At 41.5% G+C, this 18,066-nt stretch carries 17 protein-coding genes and 2 tRNA genes; 3 read left to right on the top strand and 16 right to left on the bottom strand.

All coding sequences use genetic code 11. From position 1 onward, the window contains the following. Nucleotides 1-294: 294 nt before the first annotated feature. From infB to rlmE, 10 genes are all read right to left on the bottom strand, one after another. Nucleotides 295-3,051: a translation initiation factor IF-2 gene (gene infB / locus DK866_RS08220; RefSeq protein WP_072069567.1), complete on the bottom strand. Its 2,757-nt coding sequence runs from the start codon at nucleotides 3,049-3,051 to the stop codon at nucleotides 295-297. A 22-nt stretch (nucleotides 3,052-3,073) separates the two neighbouring features. After that, nucleotides 3,074-4,582, bottom strand: coding sequence for a transcription termination factor NusA (gene nusA / locus DK866_RS08215; RefSeq protein ID WP_006535691.1), 1,509 nt, complete (start codon nucleotides 4,580-4,582; stop codon nucleotides 3,074-3,076). 20 nt (nucleotides 4,583-4,602) lie between these two features. Next, the gene (rimP, locus tag DK866_RS08210) at nucleotides 4,603-5,055 is read right to left on the bottom strand and encodes a ribosome maturation factor RimP (RefSeq protein WP_072069568.1); all 453 of its coding nucleotides are present in this window, start codon (nucleotides 5,053-5,055) and stop codon (nucleotides 4,603-4,605) included. Between the two features lie 202 nt (nucleotides 5,056-5,257). Further along, nucleotides 5,258-5,334: transfer RNA gene (locus DK866_RS08205), tRNA-Met, on the bottom strand. Between the two features lie 60 nt (nucleotides 5,335-5,394). Further along, nucleotides 5,395-5,484 (bottom strand) — tRNA-Leu (locus tag DK866_RS08200). A gap of 59 nt (nucleotides 5,485-5,543) precedes the next feature. Next, on the bottom strand, nucleotides 5,544-5,888 hold the full coding sequence (secG, locus tag DK866_RS08195) for a preprotein translocase subunit SecG (protein ID WP_036914692.1): 345 nt from the start codon (nucleotides 5,886-5,888) through the stop codon (nucleotides 5,544-5,546). A 165-nt stretch (nucleotides 5,889-6,053) separates the two neighbouring features. Next, nucleotides 6,054-7,391 (bottom strand): phosphoglucosamine mutase, encoded by a 1,338-nt coding sequence (gene glmM, locus DK866_RS08190; RefSeq protein ID WP_109408500.1) that lies wholly within the window; start codon nucleotides 7,389-7,391, stop codon nucleotides 6,054-6,056. Beyond that, the gene (folP, locus tag DK866_RS08185; RefSeq protein WP_109408499.1) at nucleotides 7,388-8,230 is read right to left on the bottom strand and encodes a dihydropteroate synthase; all 843 of its coding nucleotides are present in this window, start codon (nucleotides 8,228-8,230) and stop codon (nucleotides 7,388-7,390) included. Before folP ends, glmM begins: the two co-directional genes overlap by 4 nt. A gap of 82 nt (nucleotides 8,231-8,312) precedes the next feature. Beyond that, complete coding sequence (gene ftsH / locus DK866_RS08180) at nucleotides 8,313-10,259, bottom strand: ATP-dependent zinc metalloprotease FtsH (RefSeq protein WP_109408498.1); 1,947 nt, start codon at nucleotides 10,257-10,259, stop codon at nucleotides 8,313-8,315. 47 nt (nucleotides 10,260-10,306) lie between these two features. After that, nucleotides 10,307-10,936 (bottom strand): 23S rRNA (uridine(2552)-2'-O)-methyltransferase RlmE, encoded by a 630-nt coding sequence (rlmE, locus tag DK866_RS08175; protein ID WP_036939360.1) that lies wholly within the window; start codon nucleotides 10,934-10,936, stop codon nucleotides 10,307-10,309. A 145-nt stretch (nucleotides 10,937-11,081) separates the two neighbouring features. Between rlmE and yhbY the strand changes: the two genes are divergently transcribed. After that, nucleotides 11,082-11,375 carry a ribosome assembly RNA-binding protein YhbY gene (yhbY, locus tag DK866_RS08170; protein WP_036914752.1) on the top strand — a complete coding sequence of 98 codons (294 nt, stop codon included), beginning with the start codon at nucleotides 11,082-11,084 and terminating at the stop codon, nucleotides 11,373-11,375. 121 nt (nucleotides 11,376-11,496) lie between these two features. On the opposite strand, the gene greA is transcribed toward yhbY, so the two are convergent. Further along, nucleotides 11,497-11,973, bottom strand: a complete 477-nt coding sequence (gene greA / locus DK866_RS08165) for a transcription elongation factor GreA (protein ID WP_072069572.1) — start codon at nucleotides 11,971-11,973, stop codon at nucleotides 11,497-11,499. Between the two features lie 408 nt (nucleotides 11,974-12,381). Here greA and dacB point away from each other — a divergent pair, with 408 nt between their 5' ends. Then, nucleotides 12,382-13,824 carry a serine-type D-Ala-D-Ala carboxypeptidase gene (dacB, locus tag DK866_RS08160; protein ID WP_109408497.1) on the top strand — a complete coding sequence of 481 codons (1,443 nt, stop codon included), beginning with the start codon at nucleotides 12,382-12,384 and terminating at the stop codon, nucleotides 13,822-13,824. A gap of 74 nt (nucleotides 13,825-13,898) precedes the next feature. On the opposite strand, the gene cgtA is transcribed toward dacB, so the two are convergent. From cgtA to rplU, 3 genes are all read right to left on the bottom strand, one after another. Next, nucleotides 13,899-15,071, bottom strand: coding sequence for an Obg family GTPase CgtA (gene cgtA / locus DK866_RS08155; RefSeq protein WP_109408496.1), 1,173 nt, complete (start codon nucleotides 15,069-15,071; stop codon nucleotides 13,899-13,901). Nucleotides 15,072-15,201: 130 nt separating this feature from the next. Further along, a complete protein-coding gene (rpmA, locus tag DK866_RS08150; protein ID WP_006535706.1) occupies nucleotides 15,202-15,459 on the bottom strand; it encodes a 50S ribosomal protein L27 in 258 nt (85 codons plus the stop codon). A 19-nt stretch (nucleotides 15,460-15,478) separates the two neighbouring features. Then, on the bottom strand, nucleotides 15,479-15,787 hold the full coding sequence (gene rplU, locus DK866_RS08145) for a 50S ribosomal protein L21 (protein ID WP_036939370.1): 309 nt from the start codon (nucleotides 15,785-15,787) through the stop codon (nucleotides 15,479-15,481). Nucleotides 15,788-16,050: 263 nt separating this feature from the next. Between rplU and ispB the strand changes: the two genes are divergently transcribed. Then, on the top strand, nucleotides 16,051-17,022 hold the full coding sequence (ispB, locus tag DK866_RS08140) for an octaprenyl diphosphate synthase (protein WP_109408495.1): 972 nt from the start codon (nucleotides 16,051-16,053) through the stop codon (nucleotides 17,020-17,022). A 49-nt stretch (nucleotides 17,023-17,071) separates the two neighbouring features. Here the strand turns inward: ispB and DK866_RS08135 are convergent, their stop codons facing one another. Together DK866_RS08135 and DK866_RS08130 are read right to left on the bottom strand one after the other, a co-directional pair. Further along, the gene (locus tag DK866_RS08135; protein WP_036939375.1) at nucleotides 17,072-17,488 is read right to left on the bottom strand and encodes a DNA-binding protein; all 417 of its coding nucleotides are present in this window, start codon (nucleotides 17,486-17,488) and stop codon (nucleotides 17,072-17,074) included. 82 nt (nucleotides 17,489-17,570) lie between these two features. Then, a complete protein-coding gene (locus tag DK866_RS08130; protein ID WP_109408494.1) occupies nucleotides 17,571-17,921 on the bottom strand; it encodes a DNA-binding protein in 351 nt (116 codons plus the stop codon). Nucleotides 17,922-18,066 lie beyond the last annotated feature (145 nt).

The following is an 18,066-nucleotide window of genomic DNA, read 5'->3' as shown; positions in this document are numbered from 1 at the left end:
TCCCTGACAATAGGGTATTGCCCTGATTGTCACTATTAATTCAGATCTAAAATCAATGATATCTAAAGAGTATACATGAAGTGGTATTTAACAACCGCTTTCTCTGATTTCTTTCTTTAGAAATAAAATGTTTCTTTGTTGCTATTTTACCCTGTTATCTCACTTTCATAAATTACTGAAAGCCAATCTATTTCGGTTATGTTGAAAAATGAAGAGGAAAATAAAAGAGAATACAGCAAAGAAGGGAATAAGAAGGGAGCCGTTAAGCTCCCTTTTAAAACAAGACGTACTAGATTAATCAATAGAACGTTTGATTTCGATAACTTGGAAGACTTCAATCATGTCGCCTACACGAACATCATTGTAGTTTTTCACACCGATACCACATTCCATGCCGTTACGCACTTCATTGACGTCATCTTTAAAGCGACGTAGTGACTCAAGTTCGCCTTCGTAGATAACCACGTTATCACGTAGAACACGAATTGGGTTATTACGTTTGATGTTACCTTCAACCACCATACAGCCCGCAATCGCGCCGAATTTCGGTGATTTAAACACATCACGGACTTCTGCAAGACCCATGATTTCTTGTTTATATTCAGGTGCCAACATACCACTCATTGCCAGTTTGATTTCGTCAATCAGGCTATAGATAACAGAGTAGTAACGTAAATCCACACTTTCTTGTTCAATAATACGGCGAGCAGATGCATCTGCACGAACGTTGAAACCAAGAATAATTGCGTTAGAAGCAGCCGCTAATGTTGCGTCAGTTTCAGTGATACCACCTACGCCAGAACCGATGATTTTCAGTTTAACTTCGTTAGTAGACAGTTTAACTAATGCATCAGTAATCGCTTCACAAGTACCTTGAACGTCTGTTTTCAGAACGATGTTCAGTTCAGAAGTTTTACCTTCTTCCATGTTAGCAAACATGTTTTCCAGTTTAGATTTCTGCTGACGAGCCAGTTTAACATCGCGGAATTTACCTTGACGGTATAATGCAACTTCACGCGCTTTCTTCTCATCACGAACAACCGTTGCTTCATCACCTGCAGAAGGAACGTTAGACAGACCTAAAATCTCAACAGGCATTGATGGGCCAGCAGATTGAACGTCTTGGCCTAATTCGTTACGCATTGCACGAATACGACCGTATTCGAAGCCACACAGAACGATATCGCCTTTATTCAGCGTACCTTCACGAACAAGGATAGTTGCCACAGGGCCACGACCTTTATCGAGGTAAGATTCGATAACAACACCGCTTGCCATACCTTCTTTAACTGCTTTCAGTTCAAGAACTTCAGCTTGTAAAAGAATCGCATCCAGCAGTTCGTCAATACCTAAACCTTGTTTTGCAGATACGTGCATAAACTGAGTTTCACCGCCCCACTCTTCTGGCAGGATGCCATATTGAGACAGTTCAGTTTTCACGCGATCAGGATCAGCTTCGTGTTTATCGATTTTGTTCACAGCAACAACAACGGGTACGTTTGCAGCTTTTGCGTGTTGGATTGCTTCGATAGTTTGTGGCATTACACCATCATCTGCCGCAACAACCAGAACAACGATATCCGTTACCTGAGCACCACGAGCACGCATTGAAGTAAACGCGGCGTGACCTGGGGTATCTAGGAAGGTGATTTCACCTTTATCTGTTTTAACGTGGTAAGCACCGATATGCTGGGTGATACCACCCGCTTCGCCTGATGCTACTTTCGTTGAACGAATGTAGTCCAGTAATGATGTTTTACCGTGGTCAACGTGACCCATGATAGTCACAACCGGTGCACGAGATACAGCACTTTCTTCGCCAGTATCACGATCACTCATGACTTGTTCTTCTAACTCGTTTTCACGACGTAAGATAACTTTGTGACCCATTTCTTCAGCAACAAGCTGTGCAGTTTCTTGGTCTAAAACCTGGTTAATGGTTGCCATAGCACCCATTTTCATCATGGTTTTGATAACTTCAGACCCTTTTACTGCCATTTTGTTAGCAAGTTCAGCAACAGAAATAGTCTCACCGATAATAACATCGCGGTTTACAACAGCTGCTGGCTTATTGAAGCCTTGTTGTAATGAGCTACCTTTACGTTTACCTTTCTTGTTAGTACGACCAGCAGCACGTGCTTCTTCACGATCTGCTTTTTCAGAATGGCGGTTGTTTTTCTTAGGACGAGGAGCCTTAGCATTGCGACCACGACCGCGGCCACCTTCAACTTCAGCATCACTTTCATCTTCTGCATCACGAGCATAACGTGATGTTGTTACATGATAGTCTGAGCCTTCAGTTTCTGGTGCTTTAGGTTCAGCAGTCCATTTTTCAGCATTCTCTTCAGCTAAAAGACGTGCTTTTTCTGCTGCAACTCGTGCTTCTTCTTCCGCTTTACGGCGCTGTGCTTCTTCCGTTTTACGTTTCAGTTCAGCCTGTTCAGCATTGCGACGTGCTTTTTCCTGATCTGCTGCTTTATCAGCTTTTGGTTTATCGTTTTGTTTCACTTTATCTTTTTCCGCTGCTTCGCGCTTAGCTAATTCCGCTGCTTCACGTTTTGCTTCTTCAGCTTCACGTTTCGCTTTTTCTTCGGCGTCTTTCTTTGCCTTTTCAGCTTCACGTTTTGCTTTTTCTTCAGCTTCGCGCTGTGCTTTCTCTTGTGCTTCGCGCTGGGCTTTTTCTTCGGCTTCGCGATGCGCCTTTTCTTCCGCTTCACGCTGAGCTTGCTCATCCGCTTGCGCTTTTTCAACGGCGTCACGGTTCACATAAGTGCGTTTTTTGCGGACTTCGATGGCTACTGATTTACTTTTGCCACCTGTACCAGGAACACTTAACGTACTACGTACTTTACGTTGTAACGTTAACTTTTCTGGTTGGTTGGTTGAGACGTCTTTATCACGATTCAACCAAGCCAGTAAGGTTTCTTTCTCTTTTTGGGAGACAGAATCAGAGACGGTCTTCTTAATACCGGCATCAGCAAACTGCTGTACCAAACGTTCAACCGGTGTCTGAATCTCTTCTGCCAGTGATTTTACTGTTTCATCTGTCATTCTGTTCCTTCCTGCTCAGTTGTTACGCATCATTCCCAAACCAGCAGATATTACGTGCGGCCATAATGAGTTCGCCTGCGCGCTCACTATTTAAACCTTCAATATCAGTTAGGTCGTCGATACCCTGTTCGGCAAGATCTTCCAGTGTGCAGATACCACGGGCAGCTAGATCAAATGCTAAAGAGCGCTCCAAGCCTTCGAGAGCTAATAAGTCCTCGGCTGGCTGGTTATCGCCTAGGCTTTCTTTTTGAGCCAATTCAATCGTTGTTAATGCTGCTTTTGCTCTTTCACGTAGAGCTTCAACGGTGTCTTCATCTAATCCGTCAATCGCCAGCAGTTCACTGATTGGCACATAAACTAACTCTTCAAGGGTAGAGAAACCTTCTTCAACTAAAACAGTTGCGAAGTCTTCATCAATGTCGAGATGCTTAGTAAATATTTCAATGGCTGCGTTTGCTTCTGCCTGATGTTTTGCATTCAGTTCATCAGCGGTCATGACGTTTAATTCCCACTTGTCATCACCACGATGTTTTTTCAGTAACTGAGCTGCCAGACGTACGTTTTGACCGTTACGGCCAATCGCCTGAGCAAGGTTACTGCTTTCAACTGCAACATCCATTGTACATTTGTCTTCATCGACAACAATAGAAGCAACATCTGCCGGAGCCATTGCATTAATCACGAATTGTGCAGGATTATCATCCCACAGAACAATATCAATTCGCTCGCCGCCCAATTCACTGGAAACGGCTTGTACACGTGCGCCACGCATACCAACACAAGCACCCACTGGGTCAATACGCTTGTCGTTAGTTTTTACTGCGATTTTGGCACGAGAACCTGGATCACGCGCTGCAGCTTTAATTTCAATGATTTCTTCGCCAATTTCTGGCACTTCAATGCGGAAAAGTTCAACCAGCATTTCAGGGCGAGAACGCGTCACGAAAAGTTGTGCACCACGAGTTTCTGTACGTACATCATATAATACACCGCGTAAACGGTCGCCCGGACGGAAGTTTTCACGCGGTAACATATCTTCGCGTAAAATAACGGCTTCTGCGTTATTTCCTAAGTCTAGGGTGATGTTTTCACGATTTACTTTCTTCACAACACCCGTGATAATTTCGCCTAATTGTTCGCGGAATTGATCAACAACCATTGCTCTTTCAGCTTCACGTACTTTTTGTACGATAACTTGTTTTGCAGTTTGTGTTGTAATACGGTCGAAAGTAACTGATTCAATCTGATCTTCAATATAACCACCTAGTTCGATACTAGGATCTTCATATTGAGCAGCTTCAAGTGTAATTTCACGAGTAGGCTGAGTCACTTCATCTACAGCAACCCAACGGCGGAATGTATCAAAGTCACCGGTTTTACGGTCGATACATACGCGAACATCAATTTCTTGCTCGTATTTTTTCTTAGTTGCTGTCGCTAGTGCGGTTTCCAGTGCTTCAAAAATCTTTTCACGAGGAAGAGATTTTTCGTTAGAGACCGCTTCCACAACAGCCAGAATCTCTTTGTTCATCCTAGTTGCCTCTTCAAAACTTAAAAGTGGGGTACCAGGTTAGCTTTCTGGATGTTGCTCAGTGCGAACACTTCGTCTTTACCATCCACAGTAACCGTGATCATTTCGCCAGCGACAGACTTAATAATGCCCTGCCATTTACGGCGGTTTTGCATTGCAATTCGTAATACGATAGCGGCTTCTTCACCGATAAATTGCTCATAATGCGTTGCAGTGAATAAAGGTCGTTCTAAACCAGGAGACGAGATCTCAAGGTTATAAACTGTTTGAATTGGATCTTCAACATCCAGCACAGCACTGACCTGGTGGCTAACATCAGCACAATCATCAACAGTGATACCGTCTTCACTATCAATATAGATGCGCAATGTTGATTCTCGGCCACGAATAAACTCAAGACCGACAAATTCAAAGCCTAATGCTTCTACTGGTGCTGAAATCATCGCTGTTAATTTTTGCTCTAATGTGGACAAACCCACCCCCAAGGCATAAAAAAAGGGCCTATAGCCCAGTATTCTATTCTCTGATAACAAAAAACCCCGAAATTCGGGGCTTTATGCAACTGGACCCTGTAACTTGCCATTCGAGAATAACCTCTTCTTACGGCACATTCCACTCAGGATCATAATCGGTTCAAAAAGATGATTAATGAGAAAAGTGCTGTATTGTTAGAAGTGGTTGCGGGGGCCGGATTTGAACCGACGACCTTCGGGTTATGAGCCCGACGAGCTACCAAGCTGCTCCACCCCGCGTTCGAAAAACGTGGCAAATTTTACGCTGATAACAAGCAAAACGCAAGCTATCTGGAATAATGGTGCCGAGAACGGGACTTGAACCCGTACGCCCGTTTTATAGGCACTACCACCTCAAGGTAGCGTGTATACCAATTTCACCACCTCGGCACTTTAATGAGACTGTTATTGCGTAAATATTAACAATCTCATTTAAATCTTTACTTAGTTTACTGCGGAATATCTGTATTTGCTGGCGCTACAGGCGCTGCTAATTGCTCAGCTTTTTTTGCTTCTTCTGTAGTCTGCTCGATAGACATCCATTTGCTGTCTTCACGCACAGTTTTATTGGCACTTAGATTACCTAAAATAAGGGCAAGTACAATAAAAGCTGTTGCTAAAACAGCGGTCATACGGGTCATAAAGTTAGCTGAACCGCTTGAACCAAATACTGTACCGGAAGCACCTGCACCAAAAGAAGCGCCCATATCAGCACCTTTACCCTGCTGTAACAGGATCAGACCAACTAGCCCTGTTGCTACAATGATAAGAATAACAATGAGTGCCGTATACATTTGCGTTACCTTTTCTATGGAACTTATCGTCTTAACGATAACCTTCGATTGCTTCACCCGCTTTAGTTCAAGACCTTACTAAGCGGGTGTGAATACTAACCAAAGCTGAACTGACAAGCAAGGTTATTTTGCGACAAAGTGATTAATTGAAGAAAAAAGCATCAATTAACCTACGTGCTTCACAGCGTCAGCAATACGATTAGCCATCGCTGTAACTTGTTCTTCATTTTCGCCTTCAACCATCACTCGAATTAAAGGCTCTGTGCCTGATTTACGTAACAGTACACGCCCTTTACCCGCAAGTTCTTCTTCAACCGCTTTAGCGACTTTCTGAACTTCAGGTGTTTGTAATGGATCATGACTTCCTGTGAAGCGAACATTCACTAAAATTTGAGGTAATAGTTTCATGCCACTGCATAAATCATGCAAACTCATATGATTACGAACCATTGCACTTAAAACTTGTAAGCCTGCAACAATGCCATCACCTGTGGTTGTTTTATCTAATAAAATAATGTGGCCTGAGTTTTCAGCACCTAAACGCCAGCCTTTCTCTTGTAATTTTTCAAGCACATAGCGGTCACCCACTTTAGCTCGTACAAAAGGAATACCTAGTTGCTTAAGTGCAATTTCCAGTCCCATATTACTCATCAGTGTACCAACGGCACCACCACGTAATTGGCCTTGGCGCAACGCTTCTCTCGCAATAATATAGAGAATCTGGTCACCATCAACTTTTAAGCCTTGATGATCAACCATAATAATACGGTCACCGTCACCATCGAATGCTAAACCAACGTCTGCACCTTCTTCAAGTACACGTTGTTGCAACATACGAACATCGGTTGCACCACATTCAGCATTTATATTAATCCCCGTTGGTTCACAACCAATCGTAATAACTTCCGCGCCTAATTCACGAAATACATTAGGTGCAATGTGGTATGTTGCACCATGTGCACAATCAACAACCACTTTTAAGCCATTAAGATTGTTTTCGTTAGGGAATGTGCCTTTACAAAATTCAATATAACGACCTGCTGCATCCACGATCCGATTTGCTCGACCCAGCTCTGCTGATTCAACACAAGTAATCGGCTTTTCCATTTCTGCTTCAATGGCTTCTTCTACTTCATCTGGTAATTTTGTACCATCAATAGAGAAAAATTTGATCCCATTATCGTAATAAGGGTTATGAGAAGCTGAAATCACAATCCCTGCTTCAGCGCGAAATGTGCGTGTTAAATAAGCAACCGCAGGTGTTGGCATTGGCCCTGTAAATGAGGCTGATAATCCCGCTGCCGCTAAACCGGCTTCTAATGCAGACTCCAGCATATAGCCTGAAATTCGTGTATCTTTACCAATAATGATTTTACGAGAGCCATGACGTGCTAATACTTTGCCCGCAGCCCAACCCAGTTTTAATACAAAATCAGGTGTAATTGGACTATCACCTACTTTTCCACGGATACCATCTGTTCCAAAGTATTTACGTTCGCTCATTCATTATTTTCCTTTGCAGAAAGAGTCGCTTGTACGACTTTCATCGCATCAACTGTCTCTTTAACATCGTGTACACGAATAATTTGTGCGCCTTGCATTGCCGCAATGACAGCACAGGCCACGCTACCAGCAACACGCTCTTGTGGTGGCACATTCAATAGTTGTCCAACCATTGATTTGCGTGACATCCCAGCAAGTATAGGTAGACCAAAGTGATGAAGTTCACTTAAGTGCGCTAATAATTGGTAATTATGCGCTAAATTTTTACCAAAGCCGAACCCTGGATCAAGAATAATTTGATTTTTTTCAATACCAGCATCAACGCAACGTTGAATATTTTCTCGTAAAAAACAATCCACATCTATCATCACATTCTCATAATGTGGTGATTGTTGCATAGTTTTAGGGTCACCTTGCATATGCATAATACACACAGGTAAACCCGTTTTAGCTGCAGCTTCAAGCGCTCCTGGTTCTTGTAAAGAGCGAATATCATTGATAATTGAAGCCCCAACATTTGCCGATTCAGTAATTACTTGAGCTTTAGATGTATCAACAGAAATCCAAACATCAAAACGCTGACGAATAGCTTCAACAACAGGAACAACACGTTGTAACTCTTCATTTATAGATACATCATTTGCACCAGGTCTTGTCGATTCACCACCTATATCGATGATAGAAGCCCCTTCAGCAATTAATTTTGCTGCGTGGTTAACCGCATCATTAAGTGAATTATGAGTGCCACCATCAGAGAAAGAATCCGGAGTGACATTCAAAATCCCCATAACTTGAGGTGTTGATAAATTAAGTTCTCTTCCTCTAGCAATTAATTTCATTTCATTGATACCTTCATAAAAAAACCCCAGAAGCCTGGGGTTTGTATTTATAGCTTACTCAATATGTATAACCCAATAAGGATTAGTGAGTATTTTTATCAGAAGGTGTATCACTTTCTGACTCAGACTTATCTTTTGGCTCACTTGCCACATGCGTTTGAGTCGGCTGGGCAGTAGTTGTTGCATTACTATTGCCATTACTGCCTTCCCAACCTGCAGGTGGGCGAACATCACGACGATTCATTAAATCATCAATTTGAGGTGCATCGATAGTTTCATAAGTCATCAGTGCATCTTTCATTGAATGAAGAATATCAAGATTATCCATCAAGATCTGACGAGCACGAACATAGTTACGATCAACGATAGCTTTAATTTCTTCATCAATAGTACGAGCAGTTTCATCAGACATATGTTGCGCTTTCGCAACAGAACGACCTAAGAATACTTCGCCGTCTTCTTCTGCATACAGTAATGGCCCTAATTTTTCAGAGAAACCCCACTGTGTCACCATGTTACGTGCAATATTTGTTGCTACTTTAATGTCGTTAGAGGCACCTGTAGAAACATGCTCAACACCATAAATGATTTCTTCTGCTAAGCGTCCACCATACAGTGTTGAAATTTGGCTCTCTAATTTCTGACGGCTAGCACTGATTTGGTCACCTTCAGGTAAGAAGAAAGTCACACCTAATGCACGTCCGCGAGGAATAATCGTCACTTTATGCACAGGATCATGTTCTGGTACTAAACGTCCAATAATCGCGTGACCGGCTTCATGATAAGCTGTTGATGCTTTTTGTTCTTCCGTCATCACCATCGAACGACGTTCAGCACCCATCATTATCTTATCTTTTGCTTTTTCAAACTCGACCATTGAAACAACACGTTTATTACCACGAGCAGCAAATAAAGCAGCCTCATTAACTAAGTTAGCTAAATCTGCACCAGAGAAACCCGGTGTACCGCGTGCTAGAATTGCAGGATCAACATCTGGTGATAAAGGTACGCGACGCATATGGACTTTAAGAATTTGTTCACGTCCACGGACATCAGGTAAACCTACAACCACTTGACGGTCAAAACGGCCAGGACGGAGTAACGCAGGGTCTAAAACGTCAGGGCGGTTAGTTGCCGCAATAACGATAATCCCTTCATTTCCTTCAAAACCATCCATTTCAACAAGCATTTGGTTCAATGTTTGTTCACGTTCATCATGACCACCACCTAAACCAGCACCACGTTGACGCCCTACGGCATCTATTTCATCGATAAAGATAATACAAGGCGCGGTTTTTTTAGCTTGTTCGAACATGTCACGAACACGTGAAGCACCAACACCCACAAACATTTCAACGAAATCAGAACCTGAAATGGTGAAGAATGGTACTTTTGCTTCGCCTGCAATAGCTTTCGCTAATAACGTTTTACCTGTACCAGGAGGCCCTACCATCAGAATACCTTTAGGGATTTTACCCCCTAATTTCTGGAAGCGACCCGGATCACGTAAATATTCAACTAATTCGCTTACTTCTTCTTTTGCTTCATCACAACCTGCAACATCAGCAAAGGTTGTTTTGATTTGGTCTTCTGTCAACATGCGAGCCTTACTTTTACCGAAAGACATCGCACCTTTACCGCCACCACCTTGCATTTGGCGCATAAAGAAAATCCAAAGACCAATAAGTAATAGCATTGGGAACCAAGACACAAAAATTTGAGTCAGAAGGCTTTGGCCTTCAAGTGGTTCACCCGTTACTTTTACATTACGGTTCATTAAAGTGGTCAGCAGGTTGTCATCACGCATAGGCATATACGTGCTGTACTTTGAGTTATCTGTTTTAGTTACATTAATATCATAACCACTTATGCTGACCTCGCGTAATTGGTTATTAGTTAACTCATTGATAAAGGTAGAGTAATCCACCTTACGACTATTCGAATCGCTGGGTCCGAAGCTCTGGAATAATGACATCAAAACGACTGCAATAACTAGCCAGAGGATCAGGTTTTTCGCCATGTCACTCAAGGGATTAACCTCATATTACAACTGTGTTAACAAATAGCTTTAGGGTACTAAAGTTTACGCCCTGTGGCTACAATATATACCTCACGAGAACGAGACCGCGAAGCGTCTGGTTTACGAACTTTCACTTTCGTAAACAGGGAGCGTATTTGCCCCAGGTACTCATCAAAGCCTTCTCCCTGAAACACCTTGACAATAAAACTTCCCCCGGGAGCCAGTACATCACGACACATATCAAGCGCTAACTCTACTAAATACATGGATCGAGGGATATCGACCGCGGGTGTACCGCTCATGTTTGGAGCCATGTCAGACATGACAACCTGGACTTTATTTTCACCTACTCTATCAAGCAATGCCTTCAACACAAGTTCATCACGAAAATCGCCTTGAAGGAAATCGACTCCGACGATAGGATCCATAGGCAAAAGGTCACATGCGATGATTCGACCTTTACTTCCTAACTGCTGTACAACATATTGAGACCACCCACCTGGGGCTGCCCCTAAATCGACAACGGTCATACCTGGTTTAAAGATATTGTCACTTTGCTGAATTTCTTCCAGTTTAAACCAAGCACGAGAGCGAAACCCTTTTTTCTTTGCTTGCTGAACATATTTATCACTAAAATGTTCTTGTAACCAGCGGCTAGAGCTTGCAGAACGTTTCTTATTGGCCATTGCGTTTTCCAACTATCATACACTTAGCTATCAAAATTTTTACTCTTTCACTCATTTAACCTCGTCTTAACGACATTTTATGGTGATAAGTGAGAGATGGCGTTAGAATAGTGTGTTTTCAATCCCAACAAAGCAAAAATTAATGATGACTCTTAACAAAAAACAAATTCAACACCTGAAAGGGCTCGCTCATCACCTGAATCCGGTCGTTATGATTGGTAACAACGGGTTGACTGAAGGCGTTCTTGCAGAAATTGAACTCGCTCTGGCACACCATGAGCTTATCAAAGTCAAAATCGCAGGCGAAGATCGAGATGTTAAAAACTTGATCGTGGCAGCGATTGTACGCGAAAGCGGTGCACAGAATGTACAAGTAATCGGAAAAATTCTTGTTCTTTATCGTCCTTCAGAAGCACGCAAGATTATTTTACCGAAATAATACTTGTATCTTTATATAAAAATGCCATAAGTAACTCTATGGCAAAAAAGGCCTTTTAAGGCCTTTTTTATATTACCACAGGATAGCAGCCTAGTTTTCTATAGAAACGTAAAATTATAAATTAAATGTATTCTACGTTTAAAACTTCGTACTCAACTTGTCCACCCGGTGTTGTGATAACAACAACATCATCTAACTCTTTACCAATTAATCCACGCGCAATTGGTGAATTTACAGAGATTAAGTTAACTTTAATGTTTGCTTCATCATCACCCACAATGCGGTAGGTCTGCTCTTCTTCAGTTTCAACATTTAACAATGTCACTGTTGAACCAAAAATAATACGGCCATTGTTATTCATCTTAGTAATATCAATGACCTGAGCATTTGATAATTTTGCTTCAATTTCTTGTACTCGCCCTTCACAGAAACCTTGTTGCTCTCTTGCTGCATGATATTCTGCGTTTTCTTTTAAGTCTCCGTGCTCACGCGCTTCTGCAATAGCCGCGATAATTTCGGGACGACGAACACTTTTTAAATATTCCAGCTCTTCGCGTAGTTTTTCCGCACCAAGAACGGTCATAGGGATCTGATTCATGTGTTAATACCTCAATACTATTCCTAATAAAAAATAGGTATCATCCTGATTTTTTATACTAACAACACAGAGAAAAGGATCTATTTACTCTTCTCAAGACAAAAAAAGACACAGGCAACCTTAAATTGGGCCTGTCTCTACATATGTTCGGTGAATAAGGAAAGACGTTTATTCCCTTATTCATGCTGTTGGGAAGCAAACTTAGCCCCCAGACCTAAAACTAAATCTAACACAACAGACGCATTGCTTCACGCCTTATCTCTCTTTATAAATCAATAAACAGATATTTTCTGATAATGCAGTAATCGCTCGTTATATCGTTTACTTTTGCCCTCATTGCCCTTTAGTATTAGCCTCTGGCAATCAATACTGTAACGTTTGTACGCTATAGTCACGGACAGAGAAATTATGCGCTTATTATCAACATTTCGACGGATACTTTACACATTAAGTATCATCAGTTTTTCAACCCAAGCAATACCCGTTGAAAACTATACATCCCTTCTTCCTGAAGGAACACAAGTGGGTTTGATTACCCAGCCTGTGGGCGCAGCTTCTCCTAATCTCAATTATCATGCAGATCAATTAGCTCTTCCTGCCAGTACTCAAAAAGTAGTCACCGCCTTGGCGGCATTACTTCAATTAGGGGGTGATTACCAATTCACCACAACAATGGAGACGGAAGGCAAAATAAAAAATGATCAACTCAACGGAGATTTGATCTTTCGTTTCAGCGGTGATCCAACATTAACTCGCCAACAGTTAAGAGGAATGGTCGCGGTATTAAAACAATCCGGCATCACTAAAGTCCATGGCGATTTGCTGATTGATACTTCTGCTTTTTCGAGTCATGACAAAGCACCTGGTTGGGTTTGGAATGATATGACTCAATGTTTTAGTGCGCCACCTAGTGCCGCAATTGTTGATAAAAACTGTTTTTCTGTCTTATTGCAAAGTGGCAATAAAGATGGCGATATTGCCACAATACGCAAAGCTTCATTTTACCCAGTTACCGTTTTAAGCGAAGTTGAAACTTATGAGAAAGGCTCAACACGTACTCGTTTTTGCGAATTAGATGTCACTGTCCGTGATTTAAATACCTATGTAATAACAGGATGTATTCCTAAACGTGACGATGCAGTGCCTTTAATGTTTTCTATTCAAGACGGTGCGCATTGGGCAGGCACAATTTTAAAAGAAGAGTTACAAAGAGCCAATATTGAACTTGATGGCTATATAAAACGTCGCTCTTACGTTAAAGCACCGGTTACTGTATTAGCACAAACACAATCTAAGCCTCTACATAACTTGCTCACTACAATGTTAAAAGAGTCTGACAATATGATTGCAGACACTGTATTTAGAACCATTGGACGTGAATATTATGGTGTTGCTGGAACGTGGCGTTCAGGCGCGGAAGCAACTCGTGCGATTTTAAAACAAAAAGCAGGAATTGACTTAGGTAATACAGTAATGGTTGATGGTTCAGGTCTTTCTCGCCATAACCTCATTTCGCCTGCAACAATGATGCAAGTCCTTCAATATATAGGGCAACATGAAAATGAACTCAACTTTATTACTATGCTTCCCCTCTCTGGACACGATGGAACATTACAATACCGAGGCGGTTTTCATGAAGCAGGTGTCGATGGCAAAGTTTCTGCCAAAACGGGTTCACTAAAAGGGGTCTATAATCTTGCTGGCTTTATGACGACAGCTAATGGACAAAAAGTTGCTTTTGTTCAGTACGTCTCTGCATATTCACCACCAACACAAAATCGTAATGCAGGGCGCGCCTATTTAGTACGTTTTGAAACTAACCTGTATAAAGATATGTACAATAACCGCTAAGTTTACGATATCGAGATAAAAGAAAACGCCTGATAAATCAGGCGTTTTTTATTTTTTCATGATAAGAATGATAATTAACGTTGGTAGATAAACTCTATACCATCATCATCTTCTTCATCCCAATCATCATCGTCATCTTCTTCAAAATCAGGATTTTCAAGCTGTTCTTTGTGGTAATCATCCCACATAAAGTCAACTTTTCCTGGCTCTGCAACTGTCGCCACTAAATCTTGCTCACGTGGTGTTACATTCAGGAATTCCATGATATTCCAGCAAAGTTTTTTCACACCTTCTTGGTTGATGGCCGCTATCATGTAATAGTTTTCATCCCAACCCAGTGCTTCAACAATCGCTTTTGCCTTCTCTTTTGCTTCTTCAGCATCAAGAAGATCCACTTTATTGAATACTAACCAACGTGGTTTTTGTGCTAATTTTTCGCTGTATTTCTCTAATTCAGAGACAATAATTTGTGCGTTCTCAACAGGATCTGATCCATCAATAGGATCGATGTCGATCAAGTGCAATAACACACGACAGCGTTCTAAGTGTTTTAAGAATTGGATCCCAAGACCTGCACCATCAGCAGCGCCTTCGATTAATCCAGGAATATCAGCAACAACAAAGCTCTGATGATTATCCATACGTACCACACCTAAGCTCGGTACTAAGGTGGTAAACGGATAATCGGCAACTTTAGGTTTTGCTGCCGATACTGCACGAATAAACGTTGATTTACCCGCATTCGGCATACCTAACATACCTACATCGGCTAATAACATTAGCTCTAAGAGAACTTCACGAGATTCACCCGGAGTACCCATAGTACGTTGGCGTGGAGCACGGTTAACCGAAGATTTAAAGCGAGTATTACCTAAACCGTGAAAGCCGCCTTTAGCGACCATTTGTTTTTGTCCATGAACAGTTAAGTCAGCAATAATTTCATTGGTGGCTAAATCACGGACTCGTGTTCCAACAGGAACACTAATTGTAATGTCTTGACCACGCTTACCGGTGCAGTCACGGCTGTGACCATTTTCACCACGTTCTGCGCGATAAGATTTTGTAAAACGGTAATCAATTAGAGTGTTGAGGTTTTCGTCTGCAATCATGTAGACATCACCACCATCACCGCCATCACCACCGTCTGGCCCCCCATTAGGGATATATTTTTCGCGACGAAAGCTCACACAGCCGTTACCACCATCGCCCGCGACGATCAGGATCTTGGCCTCATCAACAAATTTCATGATTTTACTCCGTATAGTAGCCATTAACGTGCTGGATGGCCGAAATTACCCAGAGATGGCCTTTTTTAAATATAAAAAGCCCCGCAACAGACTTGCAGGGCTTTTGACTCGGTGATTAAAGGACCGGTAATTATTCAGCTTCGATGCTGATAAATTTACGGTTGTTTGGACCTTTAACTTCGAACTTAATTTTTCCGTCAGCTAATGCAAACAGGGTGTGGTCACGACCACAACCAACGTTAGTACCTGCATGGAACTTAGTACCACGTTGACGAACGATGATGCTACCTGCTAATACAGCTTCACCACCGAAACGTTTAACACCCAGACGTTTTGCTTCGGAATCACGACCGTTACGAGTCGAGCCGCCAGCCTTTTTATGTGCCATTGAACTACTCTCCTAAACCTTAAGCGATACCAGTGATTTTAACATCAGTAAACCACTGACGGTGGCCCTGTTGTTTACGGCTATGTTTACGACGACGGAACTTAACAATCTTAACTTTCTCGCCGCGACCGTGAGCAACCACTTCCGCTTTAACTTTAACGCCCGCAAGGATTGGAGCGCCAATTTGAATATCATCGCCATTAGCGACCATCATTACAGTGTCAAACTCGATTGTTTCGCCAGTAGCTACTTCAAGTTTCTCTAAACGAATAGTTTGACCTTCGCTGACTCGGTGTTGTTTACCACCACTTTGGAAAACCGCGTACATATAAACTCCGCTTTCCGCACACTCCCAATATGTATAATTTGAGTGCACAATTAAAATATTCACATAGGGCGCGAATTCTACGCAAATTTAGTGCCGATGACAAGTACAGATCGCAAACTAGCGTTAAAAAAAAGAGTTTTTTATGCGATATTTATTTCAGCCATTTTTAAAGTACAATCTAAATTATAAGAGAGTAAAATCTATGGCATGATCATTTTTTATTAATAATAACGCGCTCATTGGCGAGCCAAAGTCGAAAAAACATGAATTTAGAATCTATTATAAAACTAACATCCGCTGATATGGCTGCGGTAAATGAGGCAATCCTTTACCAGCTTAATTCAGATGTTTCTTTGATAAACCAACTTGGTTACTACATCATTAGTGGTGGTGGTAAAAGGATCCGACCAATGATCGCAGTGCTCACTGGACGAGCATTGGACTATCAAGGTGACAAACATATCTCGGTCGCAGCGCTTATCGAGTTTATTCATACTGCAACGTTGTTACATGATGATGTTGTTGATGAATCTGATATGCGTAGAGGAAAACAAACGGCAAATGCCGTCTTTGGAAATGCAGCAAGTGTGCTTGTTGGCGACTTTATTTATACACGATCTTTTCAGATGATGACGGATCTTGATTCAATGCGTGTATTAAAATTAATGTCTAGCGCCACCAATGTGATCGCCGAAGGTGAAGTCTTACAATTAATGAATTGTAACGATCCTAACATTTCTGAAGATGACTATATGCAAGTTATTTACAGTAAAACAGCGCGCCTATTTGAAGCGGCTTCTCATGCGTCAGCCATTCTTTCTGGTGCCACACCTGAGCAAGAAAAAGCATTCCAAGATTATGGACGTTATCTTGGTACTGCTTTCCAGCTCATTGACGATCTGCTTGATTATGATGCTGACAACAGTCAGTTGGGTAAAAACACAGGCGATGATCTTGATGAAGGCAAACCTACGTTGCCATTACTTCATGCCATGCATAATGGTAATGAAGAAGAATCTCAATTAATTCGCCAAGCTATTGAGCAAGGTAATGGTCGCCATTTATTGGATACCGTTTTAAATACCATGAAACAAAGTGGATCTTTGGAATATACCCGCCAAAAAGCAGAAGAAGAAGCAGACAAAGCAATTGAAGCTTTATCTATCATACCTGATTCACCTTATAAAGAAGCGCTTATTGGGCTTGCTCACGTTGCTGTACAACGTCAATCGTAATCCTAATAATACTACCCCATTAATGGTATAGAAAAGCCTGCCAGAGCGACTATGTCGACTCTGGTGGGTTTTTTAATTTATTGAGTACTTCTTCATTTTCTCGCTCAATTGCGTCTTGATTATCAGCATCAATATAACTAATGAGCTTTGCTAACCCTTCTCGAAGCACAAACTTCACAATTTTTTCACGTTCTGATTTGGTTAATTGATAATACGCTTCCACCCAGATCAAAAAAGCATCCTGACGCTTTGATAAATACTCTGCGGGAGGTTCATGTGCAGCTAATACCCCAATGACCTCATCAGGTAGACTTTTCACTGAATACTCGACAGCTTTCCCCTGCACACCACGTTTACGACGATTTTCCCACCCTTCACGACGCGCCATCAAGTTCACTCCCTGCGGTGAGTTAGGTAACCCCGCAAGCCCCACTAATTCTTTCGCTGTATACCATTCTTTTTTCATGATCTCATCTCACATTCAACTAAGAGGTTAGTCAGATAGATATCTGTTGCGGATAACGCAATAATAGATTCTTTAAACTCGCCTAATCATTGATGAGTTTTTCTAAAAAACTTCTAATACCATCCCGCAATATCAGCTCTGTTAATGTTTTTTGTTCACCATCATTTAGTTGTTGGAATGCTTTCACCCAGATAACGAGTGGCTCCTCTTTTTTATTTAGTTTGTAATGTGCTAATGGTTCATAAAGTTCCAGAGCAATTAAAGTTTTATCTGGTAAACAAGAATAATGATATTCAACACCATTACCTTGCTTATTCTTTATCTTTTGTTTTTGCCAAAATTCACGTTTAGCTTTTGCATTTACACCTTGTGGTGATTTAGGTAATCCACCTATACCCGTCAATTCCTTTGCCGTATACCACTCTTTTTTCATTATGTTTCTCTAAAATTGTTATCAACTTCAAAAAAGAAATTATTAAGAAAAAAATCAGAAATCTTTTTAGAAAAATAATGTTATTTTATTTTCTAAATAATCAGTTTAAATGCTTTAGGACATTTCTAATAAACTGTTATTTATA

Source organism: Proteus genomosp. 4 str. ATCC 51469 (genome assembly GCF_003144375.1).
GTDB lineage: Bacteria > Pseudomonadota > Gammaproteobacteria > Enterobacterales > Enterobacteriaceae > Proteus.
Note: the sequence above shows the minus strand (reverse complement) of the source record. Positions and strands in the feature narration are given on the sequence as shown.